At 63.8% G+C, this 23,832-nt stretch carries 21 protein-coding genes and 2 pseudogenes; 12 read left to right on the top strand and 11 right to left on the bottom strand.

The window, feature by feature from the left end; translation table 11 throughout:
• Window position 1 precedes the first annotated feature (1 nt).
• A complete protein-coding gene (locus H7841_12345) occupies window positions 2–1,651 on the top strand; it encodes a peptide chain release factor 3 (GenBank protein ID MEO5337666.1) in 1,650 nt (549 codons plus the stop codon).
• A 120-nt stretch (window positions 1,652–1,771) separates the two neighbouring features.
• Here the strand turns inward: H7841_12345 and H7841_12340 are convergent, their stop codons facing one another.
• Window positions 1,772–2,548: an MBL fold metallo-hydrolase gene (locus tag H7841_12340; protein ID MEO5337665.1), complete on the bottom strand. Its 777-nt coding sequence runs from the start codon at window positions 2,546–2,548 to the stop codon at window positions 1,772–1,774.
• Window positions 2,545–3,351: a TatD family hydrolase gene (locus H7841_12335; protein MEO5337664.1), complete on the bottom strand. Its 807-nt coding sequence runs from the start codon at window positions 3,349–3,351 to the stop codon at window positions 2,545–2,547. The genes H7841_12340 and H7841_12335 overlap by 4 nt, the downstream gene beginning before the upstream one ends.
• Before the next feature lie 321 nt (window positions 3,352–3,672).
• Between H7841_12335 and H7841_12330 the strand changes: the two are divergent.
• From H7841_12330 to H7841_12315, 4 genes and pseudogenes are all read left to right on the top strand, one after another.
• Window positions 3,673–4,569 (top strand): annotated as a pseudogene (locus tag H7841_12330) (cache domain-containing protein).
• A gap of 111 nt (window positions 4,570–4,680) precedes the next feature.
• Window positions 4,681–5,355, top strand: a pseudogene (locus H7841_12325) (methyl-accepting chemotaxis protein).
• 100 nt (window positions 5,356–5,455) lie between these two features.
• Window positions 5,456–5,938: a bacteriohemerythrin gene (locus H7841_12320; GenBank protein ID MEO5337663.1), complete on the top strand. Its 483-nt coding sequence runs from the start codon at window positions 5,456–5,458 to the stop codon at window positions 5,936–5,938.
• 247 nt (window positions 5,939–6,185) lie between these two features.
• Window positions 6,186–8,552, top strand: a complete 2,367-nt coding sequence (locus tag H7841_12315) for a penicillin acylase family protein (protein ID MEO5337662.1) — start codon at window positions 6,186–6,188, stop codon at window positions 8,550–8,552.
• Here H7841_12315 and H7841_12310 read toward each other — a convergent pair.
• From H7841_12310 to H7841_12300, 3 genes are all read right to left on the bottom strand, one after another.
• The gene (locus tag H7841_12310; GenBank protein ID MEO5337661.1) at window positions 8,549–9,871 is read right to left on the bottom strand and encodes a methyl-accepting chemotaxis protein; all 1,323 of its coding nucleotides are present in this window, start codon (window positions 9,869–9,871) and stop codon (window positions 8,549–8,551) included. The genes H7841_12315 and H7841_12310 overlap by 4 nt on opposite strands.
• Before the next feature lie 106 nt (window positions 9,872–9,977).
• Window positions 9,978–10,742, bottom strand: coding sequence for a hypothetical protein (locus tag H7841_12305; GenBank protein ID MEO5337660.1), 765 nt, complete (start codon window positions 10,740–10,742; stop codon window positions 9,978–9,980).
• Window positions 10,726–11,214 carry a flavin reductase family protein gene (locus H7841_12300; protein MEO5337659.1) on the bottom strand — a complete coding sequence of 163 codons (489 nt, stop codon included), beginning with the start codon at window positions 11,212–11,214 and terminating at the stop codon, window positions 10,726–10,728. The genes H7841_12305 and H7841_12300 overlap by 17 nt, the downstream gene beginning before the upstream one ends.
• A 217-nt stretch (window positions 11,215–11,431) precedes the next feature.
• Here H7841_12300 and motA point away from each other — a divergent pair, with 217 nt between their 5' ends.
• From motA to H7841_12275, 5 genes are read left to right on the top strand one after another with little or no spacing between them, the layout of a single operon-like run.
• Window positions 11,432–12,295, top strand: coding sequence for a flagellar motor stator protein MotA (gene motA, locus H7841_12295; GenBank protein MEO5337658.1), 864 nt, complete (start codon window positions 11,432–11,434; stop codon window positions 12,293–12,295).
• Window positions 12,296–12,308: 13 nt separating this feature from the next.
• Window positions 12,309–13,415 carry a flagellar motor protein MotB gene (motB, locus tag H7841_12290; GenBank protein MEO5337657.1) on the top strand — a complete coding sequence of 369 codons (1,107 nt, stop codon included), beginning with the start codon at window positions 12,309–12,311 and terminating at the stop codon, window positions 13,413–13,415.
• A 15-nt stretch (window positions 13,416–13,430) separates the two neighbouring features.
• Complete coding sequence (locus tag H7841_12285) at window positions 13,431–14,174, top strand: arginyltransferase (protein MEO5337656.1); 744 nt, start codon at window positions 13,431–13,433, stop codon at window positions 14,172–14,174.
• A 33-nt stretch (window positions 14,175–14,207) separates the two neighbouring features.
• Entirely contained in the window at window positions 14,208–14,765 is a 558-nt protein-coding gene (locus H7841_12280) for a TRAP transporter small permease subunit (GenBank protein MEO5337655.1), read from the top strand.
• Between the two features lie 4 nt (window positions 14,766–14,769).
• Window positions 14,770–16,245, top strand: coding sequence for a TRAP transporter large permease subunit (locus H7841_12275; GenBank protein MEO5337654.1), 1,476 nt, complete (start codon window positions 14,770–14,772; stop codon window positions 16,243–16,245).
• Window positions 16,246–16,311: 66 nt separating this feature from the next.
• Here H7841_12275 and H7841_12270 read toward each other — a convergent pair whose 3' ends face one another.
• Complete coding sequence (locus H7841_12270; GenBank protein ID MEO5337653.1) at window positions 16,312–17,400, bottom strand: TRAP transporter substrate-binding protein; 1,089 nt, start codon at window positions 17,398–17,400, stop codon at window positions 16,312–16,314.
• Window positions 17,401–17,492: 92 nt separating this feature from the next.
• Window positions 17,493–18,581, bottom strand: coding sequence for a TRAP transporter substrate-binding protein (locus H7841_12265; protein MEO5337652.1), 1,089 nt, complete (start codon window positions 18,579–18,581; stop codon window positions 17,493–17,495).
• 120 nt (window positions 18,582–18,701) lie between these two features.
• Here H7841_12265 and H7841_12260 point away from each other — a divergent pair, with 120 nt between their 5' ends.
• Window positions 18,702–19,604, top strand: coding sequence for a zinc ABC transporter substrate-binding protein (locus H7841_12260; protein ID MEO5337651.1), 903 nt, complete (start codon window positions 18,702–18,704; stop codon window positions 19,602–19,604).
• Here H7841_12260 and H7841_12255 read toward each other — a convergent pair.
• From H7841_12255 to H7841_12240, 4 genes are all read right to left on the bottom strand, one after another.
• Window positions 19,582–20,025: a hydrogenase maturation protease gene (locus H7841_12255; GenBank protein ID MEO5337650.1), complete on the bottom strand. Its 444-nt coding sequence runs from the start codon at window positions 20,023–20,025 to the stop codon at window positions 19,582–19,584. The two genes, H7841_12260 and H7841_12255, sit on opposite strands and share 23 nt — an antisense overlap.
• Window positions 20,022–21,029, bottom strand: coding sequence for an endolytic transglycosylase MltG (gene mltG, locus H7841_12250; protein ID MEO5337649.1), 1,008 nt, complete (start codon window positions 21,027–21,029; stop codon window positions 20,022–20,024). Before mltG ends, H7841_12255 begins: the two co-directional genes overlap by 4 nt.
• Before the next feature lie 4 nt (window positions 21,030–21,033).
• Window positions 21,034–22,293, bottom strand: a complete 1,260-nt coding sequence (fabF, locus tag H7841_12245; protein MEO5337648.1) for a beta-ketoacyl-ACP synthase II — start codon at window positions 22,291–22,293, stop codon at window positions 21,034–21,036.
• A gap of 95 nt (window positions 22,294–22,388) precedes the next feature.
• A complete protein-coding gene (locus H7841_12240) occupies window positions 22,389–22,625 on the bottom strand; it encodes an acyl carrier protein (GenBank protein MEO5337647.1) in 237 nt (78 codons plus the stop codon).
• A gap of 815 nt (window positions 22,626–23,440) precedes the next feature.
• On the opposite strand from H7841_12240, the gene H7841_12235 reads away from it, so the two are divergent.
• A partial coding sequence (locus H7841_12235) for a hypothetical protein (GenBank protein MEO5337646.1) occupies window positions 23,441–23,832 on the top strand: 392 nt, incomplete at its 3' end.

Below are 23,832 nucleotides of genomic sequence, written 5' to 3'. Positions count from 1 at the left end.
CATGACAATCTCCAACCAGGAACGGGACGACGTGTCGTCAAACCTTTCGAAGGCGCCGCTTGATTTTCGGAACGAAGCCCAGCCCTGGCGTCGGCGGCGCACCTTCGCCATCATTTCCCATCCGGACGCGGGCAAGACGACCCTGACGGAGAAGCTGCTGCTGTTCGGCGGCGCGATCCGCATGGCGGGCCATGTCAAGGCGCGCGGGGAACGACGCCGCACCCAGTCCGACTGGATGGAGATCGAGCGCGCTCGGGGCATCTCGATAACCAGTTCCGTAATGACGTTCGAGCGCGACGGAATCGTCTTCAATCTGCTGGATACGCCGGGCCACGAGGATTTCAGCGAGGATACCTATCGCACGCTGACCGCCGTCGATTCGGCGATCATGGTTATCGATGCCGCCAAGGGAATCGAAAGCCAGACGCGCAAGCTTTTCGAAGTCTGCCGTCTGCGCGACATTCCGATCATCACCTTCGTCAACAAGATCGACCGGGAAAGCCGGGACCCTTTCGCCATCCTGGACGAGATCGAAAGCTCTCTGGCTCTCGATGCCATTCCAATGACTTGGCCGGTCGGCATGGGTGTCGATTTTCACGGCTGCTTCGATCTGCGCGAAGACCTTTTCCTGACTTCGGACGACGGTCGGGGAGGAGCGTTCCGGCAAGATGTCCGATGCCGGGGGCTCGACGACCCGGCGCTGGACCGGCTAGTGCCGGATTACATCCTGTCGACCTTCCGCGAGAACGCGGCGCTCGCGTCGTCCGCCTATGGGCAACTCGATCCCGAGTCTTATCGGGCCGGCCACATGACTCCGGTCTTTTTCGGCAGCGCTCTCAAGGACTACGCCGTCCGGGAACTTCTGGGAACCTTGGCCGCCGTCGCGCCGTCGCCCCAGCCTCAACCCGCGGAACCGCGCCACGTCGAGCCGGACGAGAACAATGTCACCGGGTTCGTTTTCAAGGTCCAGGCCAACATGGACCCTAACCATCGCGACCGGGTCGCTTTCTTCCGCCTTTGTTCGGGCCGTTTCCGCCGGGGCATGAAGCTGCGCCAGACGCAAACCGGCAAGACGATCGCCGTGCAGAATCCGATTTTCTTCTTTGCGCAGGAACGGGAACTGGCTGAGGAAGCCTTGCCAGGCGATATCATAGGCATCCCCAACCATGGCACCCTACGCGTGGGCGATACGCTGACCGAGGGCGAGAACATCCGCTTTACCGGGATTCCCAACTTCGCCCCGGAGATCCTGCGCCGCGTGCGTCTGGACGATCCCATCAAGGCGAAACAGCTTCGGCGCGCCCTTGAGGACCTGGCGGAGGAGGGGGTCACTCAGGTTTTCCGGCCTCTGTTGGGAGCGCAGTGGATCGTCGGCGTCGTCGGTCCGTTGCAGCTCGACGTGCTGACGTCGCGGATCGCCTCCGAATACAAGATCGACGTCGGCTTCGAGGATGCCCCGTTCGAGACGGCGCGCTGGATATCCGGTGACGACCCCGCGCTGGTCAAGCGGTTCATCGAGCGCCATGGCGGGAACATGGCGGAAGACCGCGACGACGCCCCGGTGTTCCTGGCCCGCAATATCTGGGAATTGCGGCGTGTCATCGAGGACTGGTCCGATCTCCGCTTCCTGACGACTCGCGAGCGGGCCTGACTTAGATCAATCTAAAAATCTTGGCTCGCGGCATTTTGGTCGGGAGCGGCGAGGCGGAACGCAGGCGCTTGGTGAATGTATATTATGGAAAATCAAAGATCATCGTTGATGGGTAGTTGGTTATGGATATTCGATGATCAAGCCGTCGAAGGCCGGTTCCACCCCCGACGGCAACTCGGCCAGCAAGGCGGCGTAATCGAACAACCCGCTCAGATGAGTCAGGTACGCCCGCTCCGGCTTCACGCGGGCGATCCAGTCGAGAGCCTTCGCAAGATGTGCGTGGGTCGGATGAGGATCGCGGGCCAGCACGCCGACGATCCAAATCTTGATCCCATCCAGCATCGCGAAGGCATGGTCCGGCAGGTTGACCACGTCGGTCGAATAGGCGACCGGCCCGAAGCGCAACCCCAGGCTTTCACAGTAGCCATGGTCCTGGACGAAGGCCGAGACCTCGATGCTCCCCACCCGAAAAACTTCCCGGTCATGGACTTCATGGGGGGTCAAAGTCGGCTTGTAATAGACCCCAGCCCCGTCGGCCAAGGGCTCCAGAACGTAGCCGAAGCGTTCCCGCACCTGCTGCAGGGTCGCCGGGTCCCCGAACAAGTCGATCGGACCGTTCTTCAACCGGTTGATCGGCCGCAGGTCGTCGATGCCATGCAGATGGTCGGCGTGGTAATGGGTGAGTACCACGGCATCCAGATCGTCGACCTGGGCCTCGAGAAGCTGCTGACGCAGGTCGGGCGAGGTATCGACCAGGATGCGGGTTGCCCCCTCCTCCACCAGGATCGACGGCCGCAGCCTCCGGTTCCGAGGATTATCCGGATCGCACCGCCCCCAGCCCCAGTCAAGGGCCGGCGTACCACTCGAACCGCCGCAGCCCAGGACGCGGACCCTCATGCCAGGGCCTCCGCGGCCTTGCGGAACAGGCGAAAGAAGTTGGCGGTCGTCGCCCGGACGAAGTCCTCGTAAGCCATCCCCTTGAGTTCCGCCACCCGAGCGGCGGTATGGGCCACGTAGGCCGGTTCGTTCCGCTTACCGCGATGAGGCACCGGCGCCAGGTAAGGGGCATCCGTTTCGACAAGTAGGCGGTCCAGGGGCAAATCGCGGACGATCGCGCGCAGACCATCGGCATTCTTGAAAGTCACCACCCCGGAAAGGGAGACGTAAAGCCCCAGTTCGATGGCCGTCTCGGCCACCGCGCGCGTGGAACTGAAACAGTGTAACAGGCCGGCGAAGGCCCCCTGCTCCGCCTCCTCCCTCAGAATGCGGACCATGTCGTCGTCCGCGTCACGGGTATGGATCGCCAGGGGCAGGCCCAAAGTCCGGGCCGCCCGGACGTGGGTGCGGAACTGCTCCTGCTGGATCTCGCGCGGACTATGATCGTAGTAATAGTCGAGGCCCGTCTCTCCCAGGCCGACAACCCGCGGATGATCCGCCAGCCGGGCCAGATCGTCGACCGTCACCCGTGGCTCCCGTGCCGCCTCGTGGGGGTGGATGCCCAGCGTGCAGAAGATATTGGGAAACCGTTCGGCCACGGCCAGCACCTGAGACGCCCGCGTCACATGAGTGCCGATGGTGAGCATGCAGCCGACCCCGGCCGCGCGGGCGCGTTCCATCACCCCGTCCAGGTCGGCCTGGAAATCGGGAAAATCGAGATGGCAGTGGCTGTCCACCAGCCGGGCGGCGAGTCGGTCGTCCATCGTCCTTCCCTACCCCATCGCGGCCCCGGAGAACAGCCCCTGTTCAGGGGTCGGCCGGTCCACGTTGCCAGATGCCCATACGGCGGATATGGTTACCCCGCTCGATACAAGAGAACATGGGGAAGAATAAGTATGGGACCTACCCGCAATGCCCGGCGGCTTCCCGTTATGGGCTTGGCCGCGAAGTTCGGCATCCAAACAATCCTCGGGCTTCTCGTTCTCGGCCTGTCGCTGACGGTCCTCGCCTTCATCGGCGTGCGCGACGAAATGGAACGCCAAGCCATCGAAAAGCAGAACAGCAGCATGGCAGTCGCCTGGACCATGCTGAAGGCCAAGGGTACCGGGTTTGCCGTCAAGGACGGCAACCTCTATGTCGGCGACCACAAGATCAACGGCGACTACGAAGTGGTGGACAAGGTCCGCGACCTGATGGGCGGCGTCGCCACCATCTTCATGGGGGATACCCGGGTCACCACGAACGTCAAGAAGGACGACGGCTCGCGGGCCATCGGCACCAAGCTGGCGGCCGGCCCCGCCCACGACGCCATTTTCCGCGACAAGAAACCCTACCGCGGCAAGAACGCCATCCTGGGCCATATGTACTACACGGGCTACGACCCGATCCTGGACGCGGACGGCAATATCGTCGGCATCCTGTTCGTCGGCATCAAGCAGAGCGAATTCTTCCAGATTCTCGACAGTCTCACCCGGACCCTGGCCATCGACGCCGCGGTGGTGATCCTGGCGGTCGGCGCGCTAAGCATTCTTTTGGCGCGGCGTCAGTTCCGCGCTTTGTCGAGCATCAAGGATTCCATGGCCGGCTTGGCCGCCGACGACGTTTCTGTGAAGATTCCGGGCCTGGAGCGCCGCGACGAGATCGGCCAAATGGCAGCCGCCGTGCAAGTCTTCAAAGACAATGCCCTCGCCAAGCGCGACCTGGAGGAAAGGCAGCGCCGCCACGAAGAAGAACGCCGCAGGGCCCTGGAGGAACAGAGGACGCGGGAAACCGCCATCGTGGCCGAGGTCGCCGGGGTGGCCAAGGCGGCCAGCCAGGGCAATCTGCAACAACGCATCGACCTGGCGGGCAAGGATGGTTTCCTGTTGACGCTCTGCCAGGACATCAACGGACTGCTCGGCCAGACGGAAGCCGCCATCCGCGACGTGGCCGACGTCTTGGGCGCCGTCGCCGGCGGCGACCTCACCCACCGCATCGAAAAGAGCTACGGCGGATTATTCGGACGCCTGAAGGATGACCTTAACCGAACGGCGGACACCTTGTCCGGTACCGTCACCGAAATCGAGCGCTCGGCCGGCGAGATCGCCAACGCGGCCGGCGAAGTGGCCGCCGGCAGCTCGGATCTGTCGGAACGGACCGAACAACAGGCCGCCAGCCTGGAACAGACGGCCGCTTCCATGGAGGAAATCTCGGCCACCGTTCGCCACAATGCGGACAACGCCCAACACGCCAGCCAACTCGCCAGCACCGCCAGCCAGACGGCGGAAGGCGGCGGCCAGGTGGCCTTGCAGGCGGTGGCGGCGATGGAGCGCATCGAGTCCTCGTCGCGCAAGATCGAGGAAATCGTCAGCCTTATCGACGAAATTGCCTTCCAAACCAATCTGCTGGCCCTCAATGCCGCGGTCGAGGCGGCCAGAGCCGGCGACGCCGGCCGCGGTTTCGCCGTGGTGGCCCAGGAAGTCCGGGACTTGGCGCAGCGTTCGGCATCGGCCTCGCGGGAAATCAAGGGCCTGATCCTGGCCAGCACCCAGGAGGTCAAGGTGGGCTCCGACCTGGTCAAGCAGGCCGGCGGCACCCTGCGCGATATCGTGGCCTCGGTGAAGAAGGTGGCGGAATTGGTGGCGGAAATCGCCGCCGCCAGCCGCGAGCAGGCTTCCGGAATCGCCCAGGTGGACACCGCGGTCAACAACATGGACGAGATGACCCAGCGCAACGCCGCCCTGGTGGAGGAAAGCACGGCCGCCGCCCGGTCACTGGAAGAACAGGCCCGCCATCTCACGCGTCTGATCGGGTTCTTCAAGACTGCCTGACGATGGGCTAGTATGGCCTCGATTGGATATTTCACCATTGCCGGGGAGTTAGACCACCATGCCAGCCGTCTCCTGGACCGACGATCTCAGCGTCGGCGTCCACGTCGTCGACGCCGACCACAAGATGTTGATCGACCTTATCAACCAAGTGGTCGCCGCCGCGGAATCCAAGCGCCCCCACGACCAGATCGCCAAGGTCCTGGTGGCGCTGGACGAATATGTGGATTTCCACTTCGTCCGCGAGGAATCCATGATGGAGGCCTGCGGCTATGCCGGACTGGACGATCACCGCAAGGTGCACGAGAAGCTGCGGACCGAGGTCCATAACATCGCCGAGCATTTCAAGCGGGAACCGGCCAAGGCGCTGACCGATGAGGTCCTGGCATTCCTCACCCAATGGCTGGTCCGGCACATCATGGGCCACGACAAGAACTATGCGCCGGCCATGGTCGGCAAGGAACAGCAGATCGCCGAAGCCCACCGCGCCTTCCTGCACCACGGCAGCTACGGGGAATCGGCGGACGCCACCGACGCCTATTGATGTCGCGGCCCGTTCCTGGGGAAGCGCCGGAAATACCAAGGCTTCCCCTCCATAGGGGAATTCGGCACCTTTCTTTTTCTTCTACGCATTGTCGGCGGAATAGAGGGATTTCCGCGAACGCCGCGGCATGTCATAGTGCAGGGAAGAACAACCGAGGGAAGCCAGCATGCGGATGATCCGCTACGACACTATGATCTCGGGGCGAAACGCAAGAAGACACCTGTAGTTCCCTGAAGAGACTGGTCACATGCCACTTGGTCTTGGACGGATACTCGGATGGGGTGCGGCTGGCGCGGCCTGTGTCATGCTGGCTGCGGGATTGGCTGCGTTTATTTTTCTGCGTTCGTCCCTGCCCTCGCTTTCGGGCAACGTGACGATCGGCGCCGAATCCGGACTCGTGGCGCCGGTCGATATCTACCGTGACGGCCACGGCGTCCCCCATATAAACGCCAAGTCGGCGGACGACGCCTATTTCGCCTTGGGGTTCGCCCACGCCCAGGATCGCCTCTGGCAGATGGAGTCCATGCGGCGCACCGGTGCCGGTCGCCTATCCGAGGTCTTGGGCGAGCGAACGCTGGACACCGACCGCCTGATGCGCACCCTGGGACTCTACGCCCTGGCCGAACGGCAGATCGAACGCCTGTTCCCCGAGACGCGCCGGGTACTGGAAGTCTATGCGGCCGGGGTCAACGCCTACCTCAAAGGGCATGAAGGCGCCCTGCCCCTGGAGTTCTTGCTGCTGGGCCTGTCGCCGGAGCCTTGGCGCCCTGCCGACAGCTTGGTCTGGGGCAAGCTCATGGCCTTGAAGCTGGGCCGCAACTGGCAGGACGAGATCCTACGTTCCCGCTTGGCCAAGCGCTTGCCTGCGGAGGCCATCGACCTTCTCTGGGGGCGGCCGCCCCGGGACCACCGCACCACCGCTTCCGCCCTCCCTTACGAGGCTCTGGCGGAAGCCCTGCCCAAGGAATGGAGGATTTCCCCACGCGGAGCCTCCAACGCCTGGGCCCTGGACAGCGCCCACAGCGTCACCGGCAAGCCGCTCCTGGCCAACGATCCCCATTTGGGCTTCGAGGCCCCGATTCCCTGGTACTTGGCGAGGATGGAAGCTCCCGACCTATCGGCGACAGGAGCTACCATTCCAGGAGTTCCTTTCCTGATTCTGGGCCATAACGGCAAGGCCGCCTGGGGATTCGCCTCCACGGAGGCGGATGTTTCCGACTTGTTTGTCGAGCAGGTGGACCCTGCCGACCAGACCCGCTACCTGACCCCCGACGGCCCCCAACCTTTCGTCACGCGTAGCGAAATCATCAAGGTGCGGGGAAGCGCCGACTCGGTTCTGGAGGTTCGCCAGACCCGGCACGGACCGGTGATATCGGACATTCTGGACAAGGCCCGCCAAGCCGTCGGGCAGGGAAGCCTGCTGTCCCTGTCCGCGACTTGGCTGCGCGACGGCGATTTGACGCCACAAGCCTTGCACGGTTTCGTCAAGGCGGGCGATTGGGAGTCCTTCCGCGCCAACTTGGCCGATTTCCACGCACCGCCGCTGACGGTCGTCTATGCGGATACCAAAGGAATCGCCCAGCAGGTAACGGGCAAGATCCCGGTCCGGCGTGGCGACCGCGGCTGGACGCCCCAACCCGGCTGGACCGGAGAGGCCGACTGGACGGGGTTCATTCCCTTCCGCGATCTGCCCCAGTCGGTCAATCCCCCCGACGGGCGCTTGGTGGCCGCCAACCAGAAGATCGTACCGGAAGGTTACGAGCCATTCATCTCCGACGATTGGGCGCCTGGCTATCGAGCCCGGCGCATCCACCAGATGCTGGACGCCAGCCCCTCCCATTCCGTCGATACCCTGTCGGCTCAGCAGCGCGACCACCTTTCTTCGATGTCCCAGGAGCTTCTGCCGCTGATGACCGCCTTCAGGCCTTCGGAAACGCGCGAGCAGCAGGTGGTTAAGCTGTTGGCCCATTGGAACGGCGAAATGACGTCCCGCCGCCCTGAACCCCTGATTTTCGTCGCCTGGCTGAGAGAACTGAACCGCGCCCTCTACGCTGACGAGACGGGGGAATTGTTCCCCGACGTCTGGAGCCTGCGTCCCGGGTTCGTGGCGGAGGTGCTCAACGGACACCATGAATGGTGCGACGACGTCACAACGGCGGAAATCCGCGAGGACTGCCCATCCCGACTGGAACTGGCCTTGCGAACGGCCCTGGACAACCTGGGCCGGCACCACGGCGGGGGCTATCCACAATGGCGCTGGGGGGCCGCCCACATGGCGCGCTTCCACCATCCCCTTCTGGCCGCCTATGGAATTGGAAGGTTGGAGACACCCACCGACGGAGGCGACGACACGGTCAACCGCGGCACCAGCCGCATCGCCACGGAATCCCGCCCCTTCGACCATGTCCATGGCGCGGGACTGAGAGCCATCTACGATCTCGCCGATCTCGACCGGGCACGATTCATGATCGCCACCGGCCAGTCGGGAAACCCGCTGTCCCGCCATTTCGACGATCTTCTGCCGGAATGGCGGGATGGCCGCTACCTGCGCCTTGGATTGACTTGGGGCGACCTGGAACGTAACGGCCAGGGGCGCCTGACCCTGACCCCTTAAGCGTTCAGGCTTCTGGCCAGTTCGTCGAGCAATTCAAGGACTTCGTGGGAAGCGCTGTTCATCTTCCCCACATCCGCGACGGCCTTGTCCATGTCGCCCTTGGCCATCGCCCGCAGAACTTCCTTGCCATAGCGGTGGACGCGATCATGCGGGTCCTCCATGCGGCGGAAGGCGGATTGGTCCTTGATGCGGGAGTCGGTAACCGAATAATACCACTTGCCCAGGCGACAGCCGTGGTGATCGGCCACGTCGTCGGCTCTCAACGACTTGCGGCCGATGACCACGTCCATGATGTTCTTCTTGAAGGTGACGTGATCGGCCTTGGCCACGTGGACCACCTTGTAGAGGATGTCGCGTTGGACCACGGCATTGACGCGCTCGGCGATGACGCTGCTGGCCTTATCCATCGCGTCGGCCACGTGGACGATCTCGTTGGCGTTGTGGTTCGCCATGTCGGCGATCATCGACACGCCCTGGGCCACCTCCGAGGAGGCCTCGCTTTGCTGCGACAGGATGGACGCGATGTCCTGCATCTTCGACGTCACGCCGGTGATCTGGTTGCCGATGGCGCGCATGCCGTCTCCGGTGGCGACGATGACCTCCTCGCCCTCCGCCACGGCTTTGGCGCCCTGTTCCATGGATTTGACGATGGTCGCCATCTCGGTGCGCAGGCGTTCGATGCGGTTGCGGATGTCGTCGGTGGCCTTGGCGGTCTGGTTGGCCAGATTCTTGACCTCGCCCGCAACCACGGCAAAGCCTTTGCCGGCCTCGCCGGCCCGGGCCGCCTCGATGGTGGCGTTCAGGGCTAGAAGGTTGGTCTGCTTGGCGATGGCCTCGATGGAATCGACGATTTCGCCGATCTGCGCCGAAGCCTCGGCCAAACTATTGACCTTGGCTGCGGCATCTTCGACGGCGCGGGCGATGTTGCGCATGGTGGAAACCGCCTTTTCGGCCGCCTGCATGCCCTGACGGGCACTGACCTCGACGCCGTTGGCATCATGGGCAGCGGCATCCGATGTAGTGGCGATGTCCTTGACCGAGGCAACCATTTCTTCGGCGGCGGCGGCGATGGCTTGGGCGCGGTTGTTGACCTCCGCCACCGCACGGGTCATCTCGGCGATGGAGATCATCGCCTCGCCGCATTCGATGGAAACCTGAACGTTGCCCTTCAGCGTGTCGCGATCATGCCGCTCCAAGCCTTCCGCCAGTTTGCGGATCGAGGCGGGAACCTGGACCTGACCGTCCCGGATCTTGCCATAGTCGCCGCTCGCCAGAATTCCGAGGAGCTCCTCGCTGCAGCCGTTGTCCTGTTCACCCATGCCACTCTCCCTCTCGAACGGTTTTTTTCTCACTAGCAGATTTAGCGCCGGATTCCTAATCCAGAAAGATTAGGATTTCATTATGGCTATCGCCGGTTGATTTCGATCACATCCGCCAGATGTGAAGCCGGGTCCGCCGACGGTCTTCGACCTCGACGATGCGGTCGGCGGGATGGCCGGGGACCTCGAAGGAATTGCTGACCAGAAGGCTGCCCGGCCGCATTTCCGCCTTGGCCTTGGCGAACAGGCGAGGCATGGGTTCCGGCGACAGGAAGCAATAGACCAGATCGTAGCGCGACAGATCCTCGCCCCAGAAATCCCCCCAGCGCAACTCGACATCGCGCCGCCCGGCGAGCCATCGGCGGAGGTGTGCCAAGCCGAAGGGAACCGGCGCCGATTCGATGCCGACGTAGTGCCCGCCGGGCCGCCGGGAGGCCAGATCAAGAAGTGTGCCGCCTAAACCGCTGCCCAGGTCGAGAACCGAAAAGCCGGCATGGTCGGGCAAAATGCCCGCAAGGGCTGCCCAGGTCCGGCGGTTGGTCAGGTAGAGGGGAACCCGCTCGCCGACGCTGTTCCCGTTGACCAGCAGCAATCCCACGAAGGCGCCGGCGAACAGCCAGGGCGGCAGGTCCAAGGACTGAACCAGAGGGATCAACGGCGGCAGCGATAGATTGAGGGGAATCCACCACCGCGCCAAACCGATCCGGGTACCGATGAGCGCCGCGACCGCTCCCTGCCCCGCCAGGATGGCGGCCAACGGACCGTCGATCCCCAGGATTGCCGTCGCACCGAACGCAACCGCCGCTCCGGCCGCCTGCGCCAGGACGGCCCGGATCAGCGGAATCGTCGGTCGTTCAGAGTGTTGGACCAAGATGGCGGTAGTCTCCGCGGAAGTACAAGAGGGGCTCCCCGGCGCCCTCGTTCACCGCCAACCGTTCCACCCGGCCGACCAGAATGTCGTGATCGCCGCCGGGATGCGTGGCCTCGCGACGGCATTCGATCCGGGCCAGGCAACCGCGCAAGAGCGGGACCTCGCCCAAGCCCCCATCGACGTCCAATCCCAGGAACTTGTCCGCGGCCTTGCCGGCGAACCGGTCGGACAGGCCTTGCTGGTCTCTGGCCAGGACATTGACCGCGAATCGTTCGCCCTCGACGAGGGCCGGATGGCTTGCGGACTCCCGCCCCAGGCAGAACAAGACCAGCGGCGGATCGAGAGAAACCGAAGAAAAGGCATTGACGGTCACGCCAATCGGCCGCCCCTCGCGATCCCGCCCCGTAACGACGGCAATTCCTGTAGCGAACTGTCCGAGTGCCTGCCTAAATGCCTTGGCATCGATGCTCATGTCGAGAATCCCTGGAATGACGGCGGTAATTGAATTAGATAGGGAAGTGTGAACCGATCGGGCAATGGGTATCGGTTTTCGTCGTCTTCTTTCGGCCAAGGGCACCGGGTAGGATGCCGCAGGCAGTAGGGCCTTATACCGCGCCGCCAGGCGGAGTGGAAGAACCGGAAGCCGGCGGATAGCAAAAGGCTGGGGCAGGACTCTTCGGGAGTACCGGATGTTTTTCATTATTGGCGCGTTGGTGGTTATTGGCAGCGTGATCGGCGGCTATATGGCTTCCGGTGGCCATCTTTCCGTGCTTTGGCAGCCCTTCGAATTCCTCATCATCTTCGGTGCCGGCATCGGCGCCACGATCATCGGCAATCCGGCGACAGTACTCAGCGGCATCGCCAAGAACTTCTCCAAGGTTCTCGGCGGACCGAAGTACAAGAAGGACGCCTACCTGGAGCTGCTGGGGGTCCTCTATGCGGTGTTCAAGCTGGCCAAGACCAAGGGCGATCTGGCGCTGGAAAGCCATGTGGAAAAGCCGGATGAGAGTCCGCTGTTCAGCAACTACCCGAAGTTTTCCTCCGACCATCACTCGGTGGAATTCCTTTGCGACTATCTTCGCCTGCTGACGCTGGGGACGAACAATCCCCACGAGGTCGAGGCGATCATGGACGAGGAACTGGAGATACACCACAAGGAACTCAGCGACGTTGGAGCCGCCGTCCTGACTCTTGCCGATGCCTTTCCCGCGCTGGGTATCGTTGCCGCCGTGCTGGGCGTCATCCATACCATGGGCTCGATCACCGAACCCCCGGAAGTGCTGGGCCACTTGATCGGCGGCGCCCTGGTCGGAACTTTCAGCGGCATCCTGATCTCGTACGGATTCGTGGCTCCCATCGGGCGCAACCTGGAAGCCGTGTTCAACGCCGACCACCACTACATGAAATGCATCAAGGCGGCGGTGATCGCCCATATGCAGGGCTATGCGCCGCAGGTCTCGGTGGAATTCGCGCGCAAGACCCTGAGTTCGAACGTACGTCCGACCTTCGCCGAGGTCGAGGAGATGGTCTCCAGCCTGCCTGCGGCGTCGTGACGGCGAGGGCCTGATGGCGGATAAGGGCGGCGGCGGCGGCGCGACGATCATCATCAAGAAGAAGAAGGGCGGCCACGGGGCCGCCCATGGTGGTGCCTGGAAAATCGCCTACGCCGACTTCGTCACCGCCATGATGGCCTTCTTCCTGCTGTTGTGGCTGCTGAACGCGGTTACCCAGGAACAGCTGGAAGGCATCTCCAACTACTTTGCCCCGGTGGCGCCCTCAAAATCCCAAAGCGGCAGCGGCGATATCGGCGGCGGCAAGGTGGCCGGCGAACAGGGTGCATTGGAAACCGTCGCCTCGCGCCCCAAGGTGACCATGGATCTGCCCCCGCCGAAGGCCGGCCAAGGCTCTTCGGAACAGACCGACCAAGCTCCTGAGAACGTCTCCAAGGAACAGGCCGAGGAGATCCTGAAGAAGAAGGAGGAGGAGCAGTTCCAGGACGCCGAAAAGACACTACGGGACGCCATCGACAGCCAGCCCAATCTCAAACAACTCGCCAAAAGCCTGCTGATCGACAATACCGCCGAGGGCCTGCGCATCCAGATCGTCGATCAGGAAGGCTTGGCCATGTTCCCTCGTGGCGGCGCCGAACTGTATCTGCACACCAAGAAAGTACTTGAACTGGTCGCCAAGGTGATCCAGGCCATGCCGCAAAAGATCGCCGTTTCCGGCCATACCGACGCTACGAAGTACGCCCCCGACGCGGCCTATACGAACTGGGAGCTTTCGGCAGACCGCGCCAATGCCGCCCGCCGCTACCTGGTTCACCTGGGGATCGGGGACGATCGTCTGAGCCGGGTGGTCGGCAAGGCCGAGTCCGATCCCCTGCGTCCGGAAGACCCTGGCCATCCCAGCAATCGGCGCTTGTCCATCGTACTGATGCGAGGGTCCGGCCCCCAAGGGGCTGCCGCAAAACCGAAGCCCGAGGTCCTGCCTGGCCTGCAAAAGGCCCGCGAAGCCACGGGAGGCGTGGCGCAGCCGCCGCCTTCGACACCCCTTCCCCAGCCGCCGGCCCCCGCCCTTCCGCCGGCCACATTCTCTCCCGGTGATTCCAACTCCGGAGCGGGCGGCGCGACCCAGCAGATCATCATTCCGTTGAAACCGGCGGGCCGCTGAGCCAAGATAGGATTCATGAAGCACGAACCGCTCCAGCGCACTCGGTTCTTTTTCGTTACGACGCCCCTGCCCTGCCCCTATTTTCCCGACCGTCTCGAACGTCGGGTGGTCACCGAGTTGACCGGGCGCGAAGCGGGGCGGTTCCACGATCTTCTCTCCCTTGCCGGATTCCGCCGCAGCCATGGGGTGGCCTATGTCCCCGCCTGTCCTGGTTGTTCTGCCTGCATTCCGGTGCGGATCGTGGCGGACCGGTTCGCCATGTCCCGGACGTGGCGGCGCGTGCACAACGCCAACGCGGACGTGACGGCGGCCTTCATGTCGGCGACCGCCACCGACGAACAGTTTTCCCTGTTCGCCAGCTACCAGAAGACCCGCCACGGCGACGGTGACATGAACCGCATGGACATGGCCGACTACCGGGCCCTGATCGAGGACACCCCGATCAACACCCGGGTCGCCGAATTCCGCGATGCCGACGGCCGCCTGATCGCCGCCTGCCTGACCGACCTTCTCGAAGACGGCCTTTCCGCCGTCTACAGCTTCTTCGATCCCGATCCGGCCCTGGATCGGCACAGTCTGGGCAGCTACATGATTCTTTGGCTGGTGGAACAGGCGCGATCCATTGGCCTGCCGTACGTCTATCTGGGATTCTGGATCAAGGACTGCCGCAAGATGTCGTATAAAAGTCGTTTCCGGCCCGTCGAGCATCTGACGCCCGAGGGCTGGCGCCTGCTGGGCCCCGATTCGCCGTCCCTCTGAGGACGAGGCTCGCGGAGGAATGGAGACCGGTTCGTGAAAGCGTTGCTCGCCGTCAGCCGCTGGATCGATATTCTGAACGAACGGGTCGGCCATGGAGCCTACTGGCTCGTGTTGGTCATGGTTCTGATCAGCGCCGGCAACGCCACCATCCGCTATTCCCTGAACATGAGTTCCAATGCATGGCTGGAAGTGCAGTGGTACCTGTTCGCCGCCGTCTACCTGCTTTGTGCCGGCTATACCCTGCTGCGTAACGAGCATATCCGCATCGACGTGGTGGCCGGGCGCTTTCCCCGCCGGGTCCAGCTCTGGATCGACGTGGTGGGCACCTTGCTGTTTCTCTTCCCCATGGCGGCCATCATCGCCGTGCTGTCCTGGCCCATGTTCACGGAATCCTTCACCGGGGCGGAAATGTCGGGCGATGCCGGCGGCTTGGTGCGCTGGCCGGTGAAGCTGCTGATTCCGGTCGGATTTTCCCTGCTTCTCCTGCAGGGCCTGTCGGAATTGATCAAGAAAGTCGCCATCCTGGCCGGCCGCCTGCCCGATCCGGGCACCCAGGGCGGCCACGGCAACCTGCTGGCCGAGAAGGAATGAGCCGGTGGTGGACCTGATCGTCGCCAACATGGCTCCCTTGATGTTCTCCTCCTTGGTGGTGTTTCTGCTGCTCGGCTATCCGGTGGCTTTCGCCCTTTCGGCCATCGGCATCGGCTTCGCCGTCTTGGGCATCGAGTTGGGCCTGTTCAAGCCGGAACTGCTCCAGGCTCTGCCGCAGCGGGTGTTCGGCATCATGCGCAACGACACCCTGCTGGCCATTCCGTTCTTCACCTTCATGGGCCTGATCCTGGAACGCAGCGGCATGGCCGAAGACTTGCTGGACACCGTGGGGCAGTTGTTCGGCCCAGTGCGCGGCGGCCTGGCCTTCGCCGCGGTCTTCGTCGGCGCCCTTCTGGCCGCCACCACGGGTGTGGTCGCCGCCTCGGTGATTTCCATGGGCCTGATCTCCCTGCCCATCATGCTCCGCTACGGCTACGACCGCCGATTGGCCACCGGGGTGATCGCCGCATCGGGCACGCTGGCCCAGATCATACCGCCCAGCCTGGTGCTCATCATCATGGCCGACCAGTTGGGCAAGTCGGTCGGCGACATGTACAAGGGGGCCATGATTCCCGGCCTGACCCTGGCCGGTCTCTATGCCGGCTATGTCCTGATCATCAGCCTGGTGCGGCCGAACGCCGCCCCCGCCCTGCCGCGCGAGGCCCGCAGCTTGCACGGGATGAAGCTGCTGGCCCGGGTGGTGTTTTCGCTGATGCCACCCCTGGTTCTGATCTTCCTGGTACTGGGCACCATCTTCATCGGCGTCGCCACCCCGACCGAGGGCGGCGCCATGGGCGCCACCGGCGCGCTGATCCTGGCGCTGGCCAAGCGGAAGCTCAACTTGTCCCTGTTGCGCCAAGCCCTGGACGCCACGGCCAAGCTGTCGACCTTCGTCATCTTCATCCTGGTGGGGTCCACGGTCTTCACCCTGGTGTTCCGCGGCGTCGACGGCGATCTGTGGGTCGAGCATCTGCTGACCGCCCTGCCCGGCGGTCCGCTCGGCTTCCTCGTTTTCGTCAACGCCTTGATGTTCATCCTGGCCTTCTTCCTCGACTTCTTCGAGTTGGCCTTCATCCTGGTGCCCTTGCTGGGGCCGGTGGCCGAGAAGCTGGGAATCGACCTGATCTGGTTCGGCGTCCTGCTGGGCGTCAACCTGCAGACGTCGTTCCTGCACCCCCCCTTCGGCTTCGCCCTATTCTACCTGCGAAGCGTGGCACCGCGCAGCGACTACCTGGACAAGGTGACCGGCCGCCTGATGCCCAAGGTCACCACGGGGGATATCTATTGGGGCGCGGTACCCTTCGTCGTCATCCAGGTCATCATGGTGGTGATCGTGATCGCCTTCCCCGACCTGGTGACCGGCGGGCTGGACGGCGACCGCAGGGTCGATCCCAGCCAGATCCGCATCGAAGTCCCCCACGAGGACTATGGACCGGTCGAGCCCTTCGCTTCCGAGCCCCCTTCCTCTCCCGCCAAGTAATACCGGCCGGCACAACGAAAAGGCCGCCGCAGGGAAACCCGCGGCGGCCCTTCCGGATCGAGGAAGCTACTTCTTCGGCAGCCCGTAGAGGGTGAACTGGTCGTAGGTGGACTCGGCCACCCGCCACCACTGGCGCTCTTCGTCCAGGAAGCCTTTCCACTGCTCGTAAACCTTGGCGAACTTCGGATTGGCCTTGGATGTCTCGGCATAGACCTCCTGGGTCATGTTGTAGGCCGCCGTCATGATCTCCTTGGAGAAGGGCCGGAACTGCGTGCCGGCCGCGATCAGGCGCTTCACCGCCTGCGGGTTCTGCACGTCGTAGCGCGCCTGCATGTCCTGGTTGGCTTCCGCACAGGCGGATTCCAGGATCGCCTGGTAGGCCTTGGGCAAGGCATTGAAGGCCGCCTCGTTGGCGTAGAAGGACAAGGTCGTGCTGCCTTCCCACCAGCCGGGGTAGTAGTAGTATTTGGCCACCTTGTAGAAGGCGAGCTTCTCGTCGTCGTAGGGGCCGACCCACTCGGCGGCGTCGATGGTGCCCTTTTCCAGGGCTGGATAAATGTCGCCGCCTGCCAACTGCTGGGGTACCAGCCCCAGGCGTTCCAGCACCTTGCCGGCAAAGCCGCCGATCCGCATCTTGAGCCCCTTGAGGTCATCCACCGCCTTGATTTCCTTGCGGAACCAGCCGCCCATCTGGGTGCCGGTGTTGCCCGCCGGGAAGTTGACGATGTTGTAGGCCTTGAAGAACTCGCGCAGCAGCTCCATCCCGCCGCCATGGATGAACCAGGCATTGTGCTGGCGGGCGTTCAGGCCGAAGGGCACCGCGGCATCGAAGGCGAATGTCGGGTCCTTGCCGAAGTAGTAGTAGCTGGCGCTGTGGCCGCATTCCACGGTGCCGTTCTGCACGGCATCCAGCACCTGCAGGCCGGGCACGATCTCGCCCGCCGCGAACAGGCGGATCTGGAACTTGCCGTCGGTGGCGGCCGCCACCCGCTTGGAGATGGTGTCGGCCCCGCCGTAGATCGTATCCAGGCTCTTGGGGAAGCTGGAGGCGCAACGCCATTTGACCTCGGGCATGCTCTGGGCGATGGCCGGAGCCGCCACGGCCGAAGCCGCCACGCCAAGCCCCGCCGTCTTCAGGAATTCGCGACGTTTCATCGAGGTATCCCTTTCTCCCTGTTGGTCAAGTTCCGAAAAAGAACACCCCCTATTTTACATGATCGCCCACCGCCCGTAATCAAGTGGTTGAACTATTTCCTGACGGGATTGCGCAATACGAAGTCGTCGAAGTTGAATTCGGCGGCCTTGAACCAGAGATGCACGTCGTCGCGGAAGGCCCGCCAGGGCCCGTAGACCTTGGCAAACCGGGGATTGCGGGCGGCGATCTCGTCATACAGCCGGAAGGCGATGGCCTGGGCCTGCTGCATTACCGGACGCGGGAAGGCACGCAATTCCGCCCCCGCCCCTACCAGGCGCTTGAGGGAGGCGATATTGAGGACGTCGTACTTGGCCTGCATGTCGAGGTTGGCCTCGGCGCAGGCGACCTCGAAGGCGGATTGGTAAAGCTTCGGCAGGGCGTTCCACTGGTCCAGGTTGACGTAGAGCGACACCGTGGGCCCGCCCTCCCAGAATCCGGGGTAGTAGTAGTATTTCGCCACCTTGTGGAATCCCAGCTTCTCATCGTCGTAGGGGCCGACCCACTCGGCGGCATCCAGCGCTCCCTTTTCCAGGGCCGGATAGATATCGGGGCCGGCCAGTTGCTGCGGCACCGCGCCCATTTCCTGCAACACCCGCCCGGCCATGCCGGCGATGCGCATCTTGAGGCCTTTCAGGTCCTCGGGCGTCTTGATCTCCTTGCGGAACCAGCCGCCCATCTGGGCACCGGTATTCCCGGCCGGGAAGTTGATGACGTTGTAGCCCTTGTAGAAGTCACGCAGCAGCTCCAACCCGCCGCCGTGGTAGAGCCAGGCGTTCTGCTGGCGGGCGTTGAGACCGAATGGCAGCGCGGTCTCGAAAGCGAAGGTCTCGTCCATGCCCACGTAATAGTAGGAAACCGACTGGCCGCATTCCACGGTGCCGTCCCTCACGGCATCGAAGACCTGAAGGCCGGGCACCAGTTCCCCGGCGGCGAAATGGCGGATCTGGAACTTGCCGTCCGTCAATTCGGCTACCCGGCGCGCCACCAGGGTCCCGGAGCCGAACAGGGTATCGAGGCTCTTGGGATAGCTGGACGGCATGCGCCACTTGATTTCGGGCTGGCCCTGGGCAAGCGCCGGCCCGGCAATGGTGGCGGTGGCAGCCCCGATGCCCGCGGTCTGTAGGAACTTGCGACGGTCCATGGCTTGGTCCTTCCGTGATCGGCTTGCCGGCATGGTAGCGCATCCGGAGGCCGAACGTCGACTTGCATCCCGTCCACGAAATGATATGTTATAACATAATAGGTTCAAGGAGGGTGCAACATGCGGCGACGGGCATACCTGACGATGGCACTGATCCTTTGCGGACCCGAGGCCTGGGCGGGCGATGTCCCGACGGTGGTGGCGTCCATCGCGCCGGTGCATTCCCTGGTCGCGGCGGTGATGGAAGGCGTCGGGATGCCAATCCAACTGGTGCGCGGCAGCGGGTCGCCCCACACCTATAATCTAAAGCCGTCGGATGCCTCGTCCCTGGACAAGGCGAAATTGGTCTTCCTGATCGACGAGAGCCTGGAGAGCTTTCTCCGCAAGCCGCTGAAGGCTCTGGCCGGCAAGGCCCGGGTGGTGCGCCTTGCCAAGGCGCCCGGCGTCCGCCGCCTCGATGCCCGCGAAGGCGGCTCCTGGGATGGCGACGAACACGAGCACGTCCATGCCGCCTTCGATCCCCATGTCTGGCTGGACCCGGCCAACGCCATCGCCATGACCGATGCCGTCGCAGCCGGGCTCGCCCAGGCCGATCCGGCCAATGCCTTCGCCTACGAGGCCAACCGGACCAAGGCCATCGAGCGTTTGCGCGCCCTGGACGAGTCCCTCAAGACCCGCCTGGCCCCGGTGGCGGGAAGGCCCTTCGTGGTCTACCACGATGCGTACCAGTACCTGGAATCCCGCTACGGACTGAAGGCGGTTGGTTCCGTGACCGTGTCGCCGGAGCGCAAGCCGGGCGCCAAGCGCCTGAGCACCCTGCGGGACAAGATCAAGACCCTGAAGGCTGCTTGCCTGTTCTCGGAACCCCAGTTCGATCCCAAGCTGGGCGAGGTCCTGGCGGAAGGCACCGGTGCCCGCCTGGGCCAGCTCGATCCTTTGGGCGCCGCTCTCGAAGCGGGTCCCGGTCTTTATCCGAAGCTGATGGAAGGCTTGGCCGGGGCTATCGGCGACTGCCTGCAATGATTTCCGCCGCCACGGCTTCGCAAGCGGCGGCGACGGACGGCGAAAGGTCCTCGCCGAAGGAAAAGCACCTGCCCTCGATGCCGTAGACGGTCATGGAAGCGGGCAGACGGCCCAAGGCACGGGCCGTCTCGATGGCTTCCGCAACGCCGAACTGATGGGTGGAATAATGAAAGAAGCCCGCCGGCAGAGGCTTCCTCGCCGCCTCGAAGCGGTACACCGTGCCGGGCTTCGCCCCCGATTTGGCGGCATCGATAACCACCACATCGCTCGCCCCCGCCCAGGATTCGATTAGTTCCGCTCCCTCGCCCGCCAGTTCCATCGCCTCGATTCCTTGGGCAAGCAGCAGGTCGACCACCCGGGGCCCCGCTCCGTCGTCGCTGCGGAATCGGTTGCCGACACCGACGATCAAGAGGCCGCTCATTCCTGGCGCTCCTTCTCGATCTTGCGCCAGCGGGCCACGTTGCGGTTGTGCTCGTCCAGGCTGCGAGCGAAGACGTGCCCGCCCGTCCCGTCGGCGACGAAGTACAATTCCTCGGTGGCCGACGGCCGGAGCACCGCGGCAATGGCGTCGCGCCCCGGATTGCAGATCGGCCCCGGCGGCAGCCCATCGATCGCGTAGGTATTGTACGGCGTCGGCTGCTTCAGGTCGGCGCGGCTTATCTGCCGGTCCATGGGCCCCGCTCCGTTGTTCACACCGTAGATCACCGTGGGGTCCGATTGCAGCTTCATGCCTTTCCGCAGCCGGTTGACGAAAACGCCCGCGATGCGCGGACGCTCCGCCGCCAGGCCAGTTTCCTTTTCCACGATGGATGCCAGGATCAGGGCCTCCTGCGGGGTCTTGAAGGGCAGGTCCGATGCCCGGTTGGCCCAAAGTTCGGCCAGAGTCTTGTCCATGGCGTCCTTCATGCGGCGCAGGATCTCGGCCCGTTCGTCGCCGTAGGAGAAATGGTAGGTCTCGGGCAGCAAAGTCCCTTCCCCCGGCGAGACTGCGAGGGCTCCTTCCAGGCCTTCCGCCGCGTTGACGTGGCCGAGAACCTGATGGGTGGTGAGTCCTTCGGCCACCGTCAGGCGGCGCACCACGGTCTTGCCGGATTCCAGTATCCATGCCGCGTCGCGGGGGCTGATGCGGGCGGGAAACTGGTACTCGCCCGCCTTCAGGCGATGGCCGAGCTTGAGGGCCCGCACACCCAGCTTGAAGATATCGGCATTGTCGATGACTCCGTGGCGCATCAAGGTCTCGCCGACGCCGATCAGGCCGGCCCCCTTGGGAACCACCACGACGCGTGGCATGTCCAGGGGCCCGGGCGCGATGAAGCGGGAATAGACCCAGCCGACCGCCGCCAGTCCCGCCAGGGCCAGAACCAGCAGAACGAACAGAAACCGGAGCGCCAGCCGCCCGGCGCCGACGCCCTGCTCGCCGACCACCGGATCAGACCGCCTTGACGATCAGCGAGGCGTTGGTGCCGCCGAAGCCGAACGAATTGGACAGGGCGGCCCGGATGGTCCGCTTCTTCGCCACATGGGGCACCAGGTCGATGTCGCAGCCGTCGGAAGGATTGTCCAGGTTGAGGGTCGGCGGCGCCACCTGGTCGCGGATGGCGAGGATGGAGAAGATGGCTTCCACCGCGCCCGCCGCCCCCAGCAGATGGCCGATGGAGGACTTGGTGGAGGACATGGAAAGCTTGTAGGCATGGTCACCGAACAGGCGCTTGATGGCCCCCAACTCGATTTCGTCGCCCAACGGGGTCGAAGTGCCGTGGGCGTTGATGTAGTCGATGTCTTCCGGCTTCATGCCGGCGCGCTTGAGCGCCATGGTCATGCAACGGAAGGCGCCGTCGCCGGTCTCGGAAGGCGCGGTGATGTGATAGGCATCGCCCGACATGCCGTAGCCCACCACCTCGGCGTAGATCTTGGCGCCACGCTTCTTGGCGTGCTCGTATTCCTCCAGCACCACCACCCCGGCGCCCTCGCCCATGACGAAGCCGTCGCGATCCTTGTCCCAGGGGCGCGAGCCCTTGCTGGGCGTATCGTTGAAGTTGGTGCTGAGGGCGCGGGCCTGGGCGAATCCCGCCATGCCGACCCGGCAGCAGGCGGCCTCCGCTCCCCCCGCCACCATCACGTCGGCATCGTCCAGCATAATCATGCGGGCCGCGTCGCCGATGGCATGCGCGCCGGTCGAACAGGCGGTCACCACCGCGTGGTTGGGGCCCTTGAAGCCGTACTTGATGGAAACATGGCCCGACACCAGGTTAATCAGGCTGGCCGGGATGAAGAAGGGGCTGAGGCGCCGCACGCCCTCGGTGTTGACGGTCAGCGACCCCTTCTCGATCTCGGGCAGGCCGCCGATGCCGGAGCCGATCAGCACGCCGGAGCGCCACTGGTCCTCGTCGACCGTGGGCTTCCAGCCCGAATCCTCGACCGCCTGCTGGGCGGCGGCCAAGCCGTAGACGATGAAGCGGTCCATGCGGCGCCGGTCCTTGGGCGACACCCAGTCGTCAGCATGGAACAGGCCTTCCGCCGTCGGTCCTTCGGCCACCGTGCCGGCGATCTTGGCCGGGATGTCGGAAACGTCGAAATGGGCGATCGGCCTGATGCCCGACTGGGATTCCAGCACCCGCTTCCATGTGGGTTCGACGCCGCAGCCAAGGGGCGTCACGAGACCGAGACCGGTGACCACAACTCTCCGCATGATACCTCGCGCATCTTTTCCAGGTGGCTTAACGCAGGGGGGACGGCAGCCGCCCGGCCGCCGTCCCCCAATTCATCCCAGCGACCGGAACGCGATCAGGAAGCGTGCTTGCTGATGTAGTCGATCGCATCCTTGATGGTCAGGATCTTTTCGGCGGCGTCGTCCGGGATCTCGCAACCGAACTCTTCCTCGAAGGCCATGACCAGCTCCACGGTATCCAGGCTGTCGGCGCCCAGATCGTCGATGAAGTTGGCGTTCTCGACGACCTTGGCCTCGTCGACGCCCAGGTGCTCGATGACGATCTTCTTAACGCGCTCGGCGACGTCGCTCATGGTCGGTTTCCTCGATTCGAAGTTTCGTTGCTACAGAATGGCTTAGGCTTCGGCACATAAAGGCCGCACGCGAATTCCGGCCCGTACGTAACATACTTTGGCGGACTTGACCAGCGATGAAACACCCGCCCGATTGCCCTGGAAGTTCGCGCCGGGGCCGCTGGAATTGCTATCGTAAAGTTGCGCATATATTGTCATGCTCTTCCTGGACATGCTTCCGGATTGCCCAGTGCGCAACGACGATCAGCGGATCGGTGACCGGATGAAACGCCTTCCGCCTCTCCGCACAGCCCCACCCTGACGCATTCCGCGGCGACGAATCAACCATCCGTATCATGTTCCTGATATCGGTAGTAGCGGGGACGGCCTCCGAATTCATCCGCAGGCAATCTGCCGAACGGCCGTCCCTCCCTACGCGCAGAATACACGTCTCCGTTGCCGGCGTACACGGCCATGTGGCCGGCCTTGTCGTAGACGACCACGTCGCCGGGCCGGCGCTCGTCGGGCTTGACCTCGCGGAAGGGAATCCTGCCCCCTTCGGCCGCCGCCGGGAAATCGCGGCTGGGAGTGTAGGGATAGGGATGTCCCGCTTCCTTGAAAATCTGGTTGATACTGCTGGAATGCCCCCTGGAATGAGACAGTAAAAAAAGGGACAGTTCTCTAAGGGAGAGGACTGATGCCTGACGTCACAAATCATACTGATTTCTTCTAGGCGGGACGGAACCCGCGCTGAGCAGGCGGCGAATACGTATTGTGTCCCCCGATTTCCGCGCACAGCCCTTGCCCGTCGCCAGGCACGCAAGCATAATTCTCCCATGCATTTACGGCGAGCGGTTCTTGTTTCTCTCCTTCTTTCCGGATTTCTGGCCGGAGGCCAAGTGCGGGCTGCCGGGCCGTCGTCCAAGGATTTCAAGCCCGACCCGCCGGACAAGTGGCATGTGGTTTCCTGGGACCCCGCCATCACGACCAGCCGGTGCATTGGCAATCCCGTTACGCCGAGGTGCGCCTTGGAGACGTTTTTTGCCTGTAGTGTCCGCCTTGAACTTGCTCTCTGCCGGTTGGTACTGCCAGAAAACGAAGACTTCCAACTGGCGGGGCGGGCGCGGCTGAAGAACGTATCGTCATCGTCGTCTTCTCCCAAGCCCAAGCCGCCGTTCCCGTTGTTATCCACGTCGTCGCTCCAGAAAAGACTCATGACACATACTCC

The organism is Magnetospirillum sp. WYHS-4, assembly GCA_039908345.1.
Lineage (GTDB): Bacteria > Pseudomonadota > Alphaproteobacteria > Rhodospirillales > GLO-3 > JAMOBD01.
Note: the sequence above shows the minus strand (reverse complement) of the source record. Positions and strands in the feature narration are given on the sequence as shown.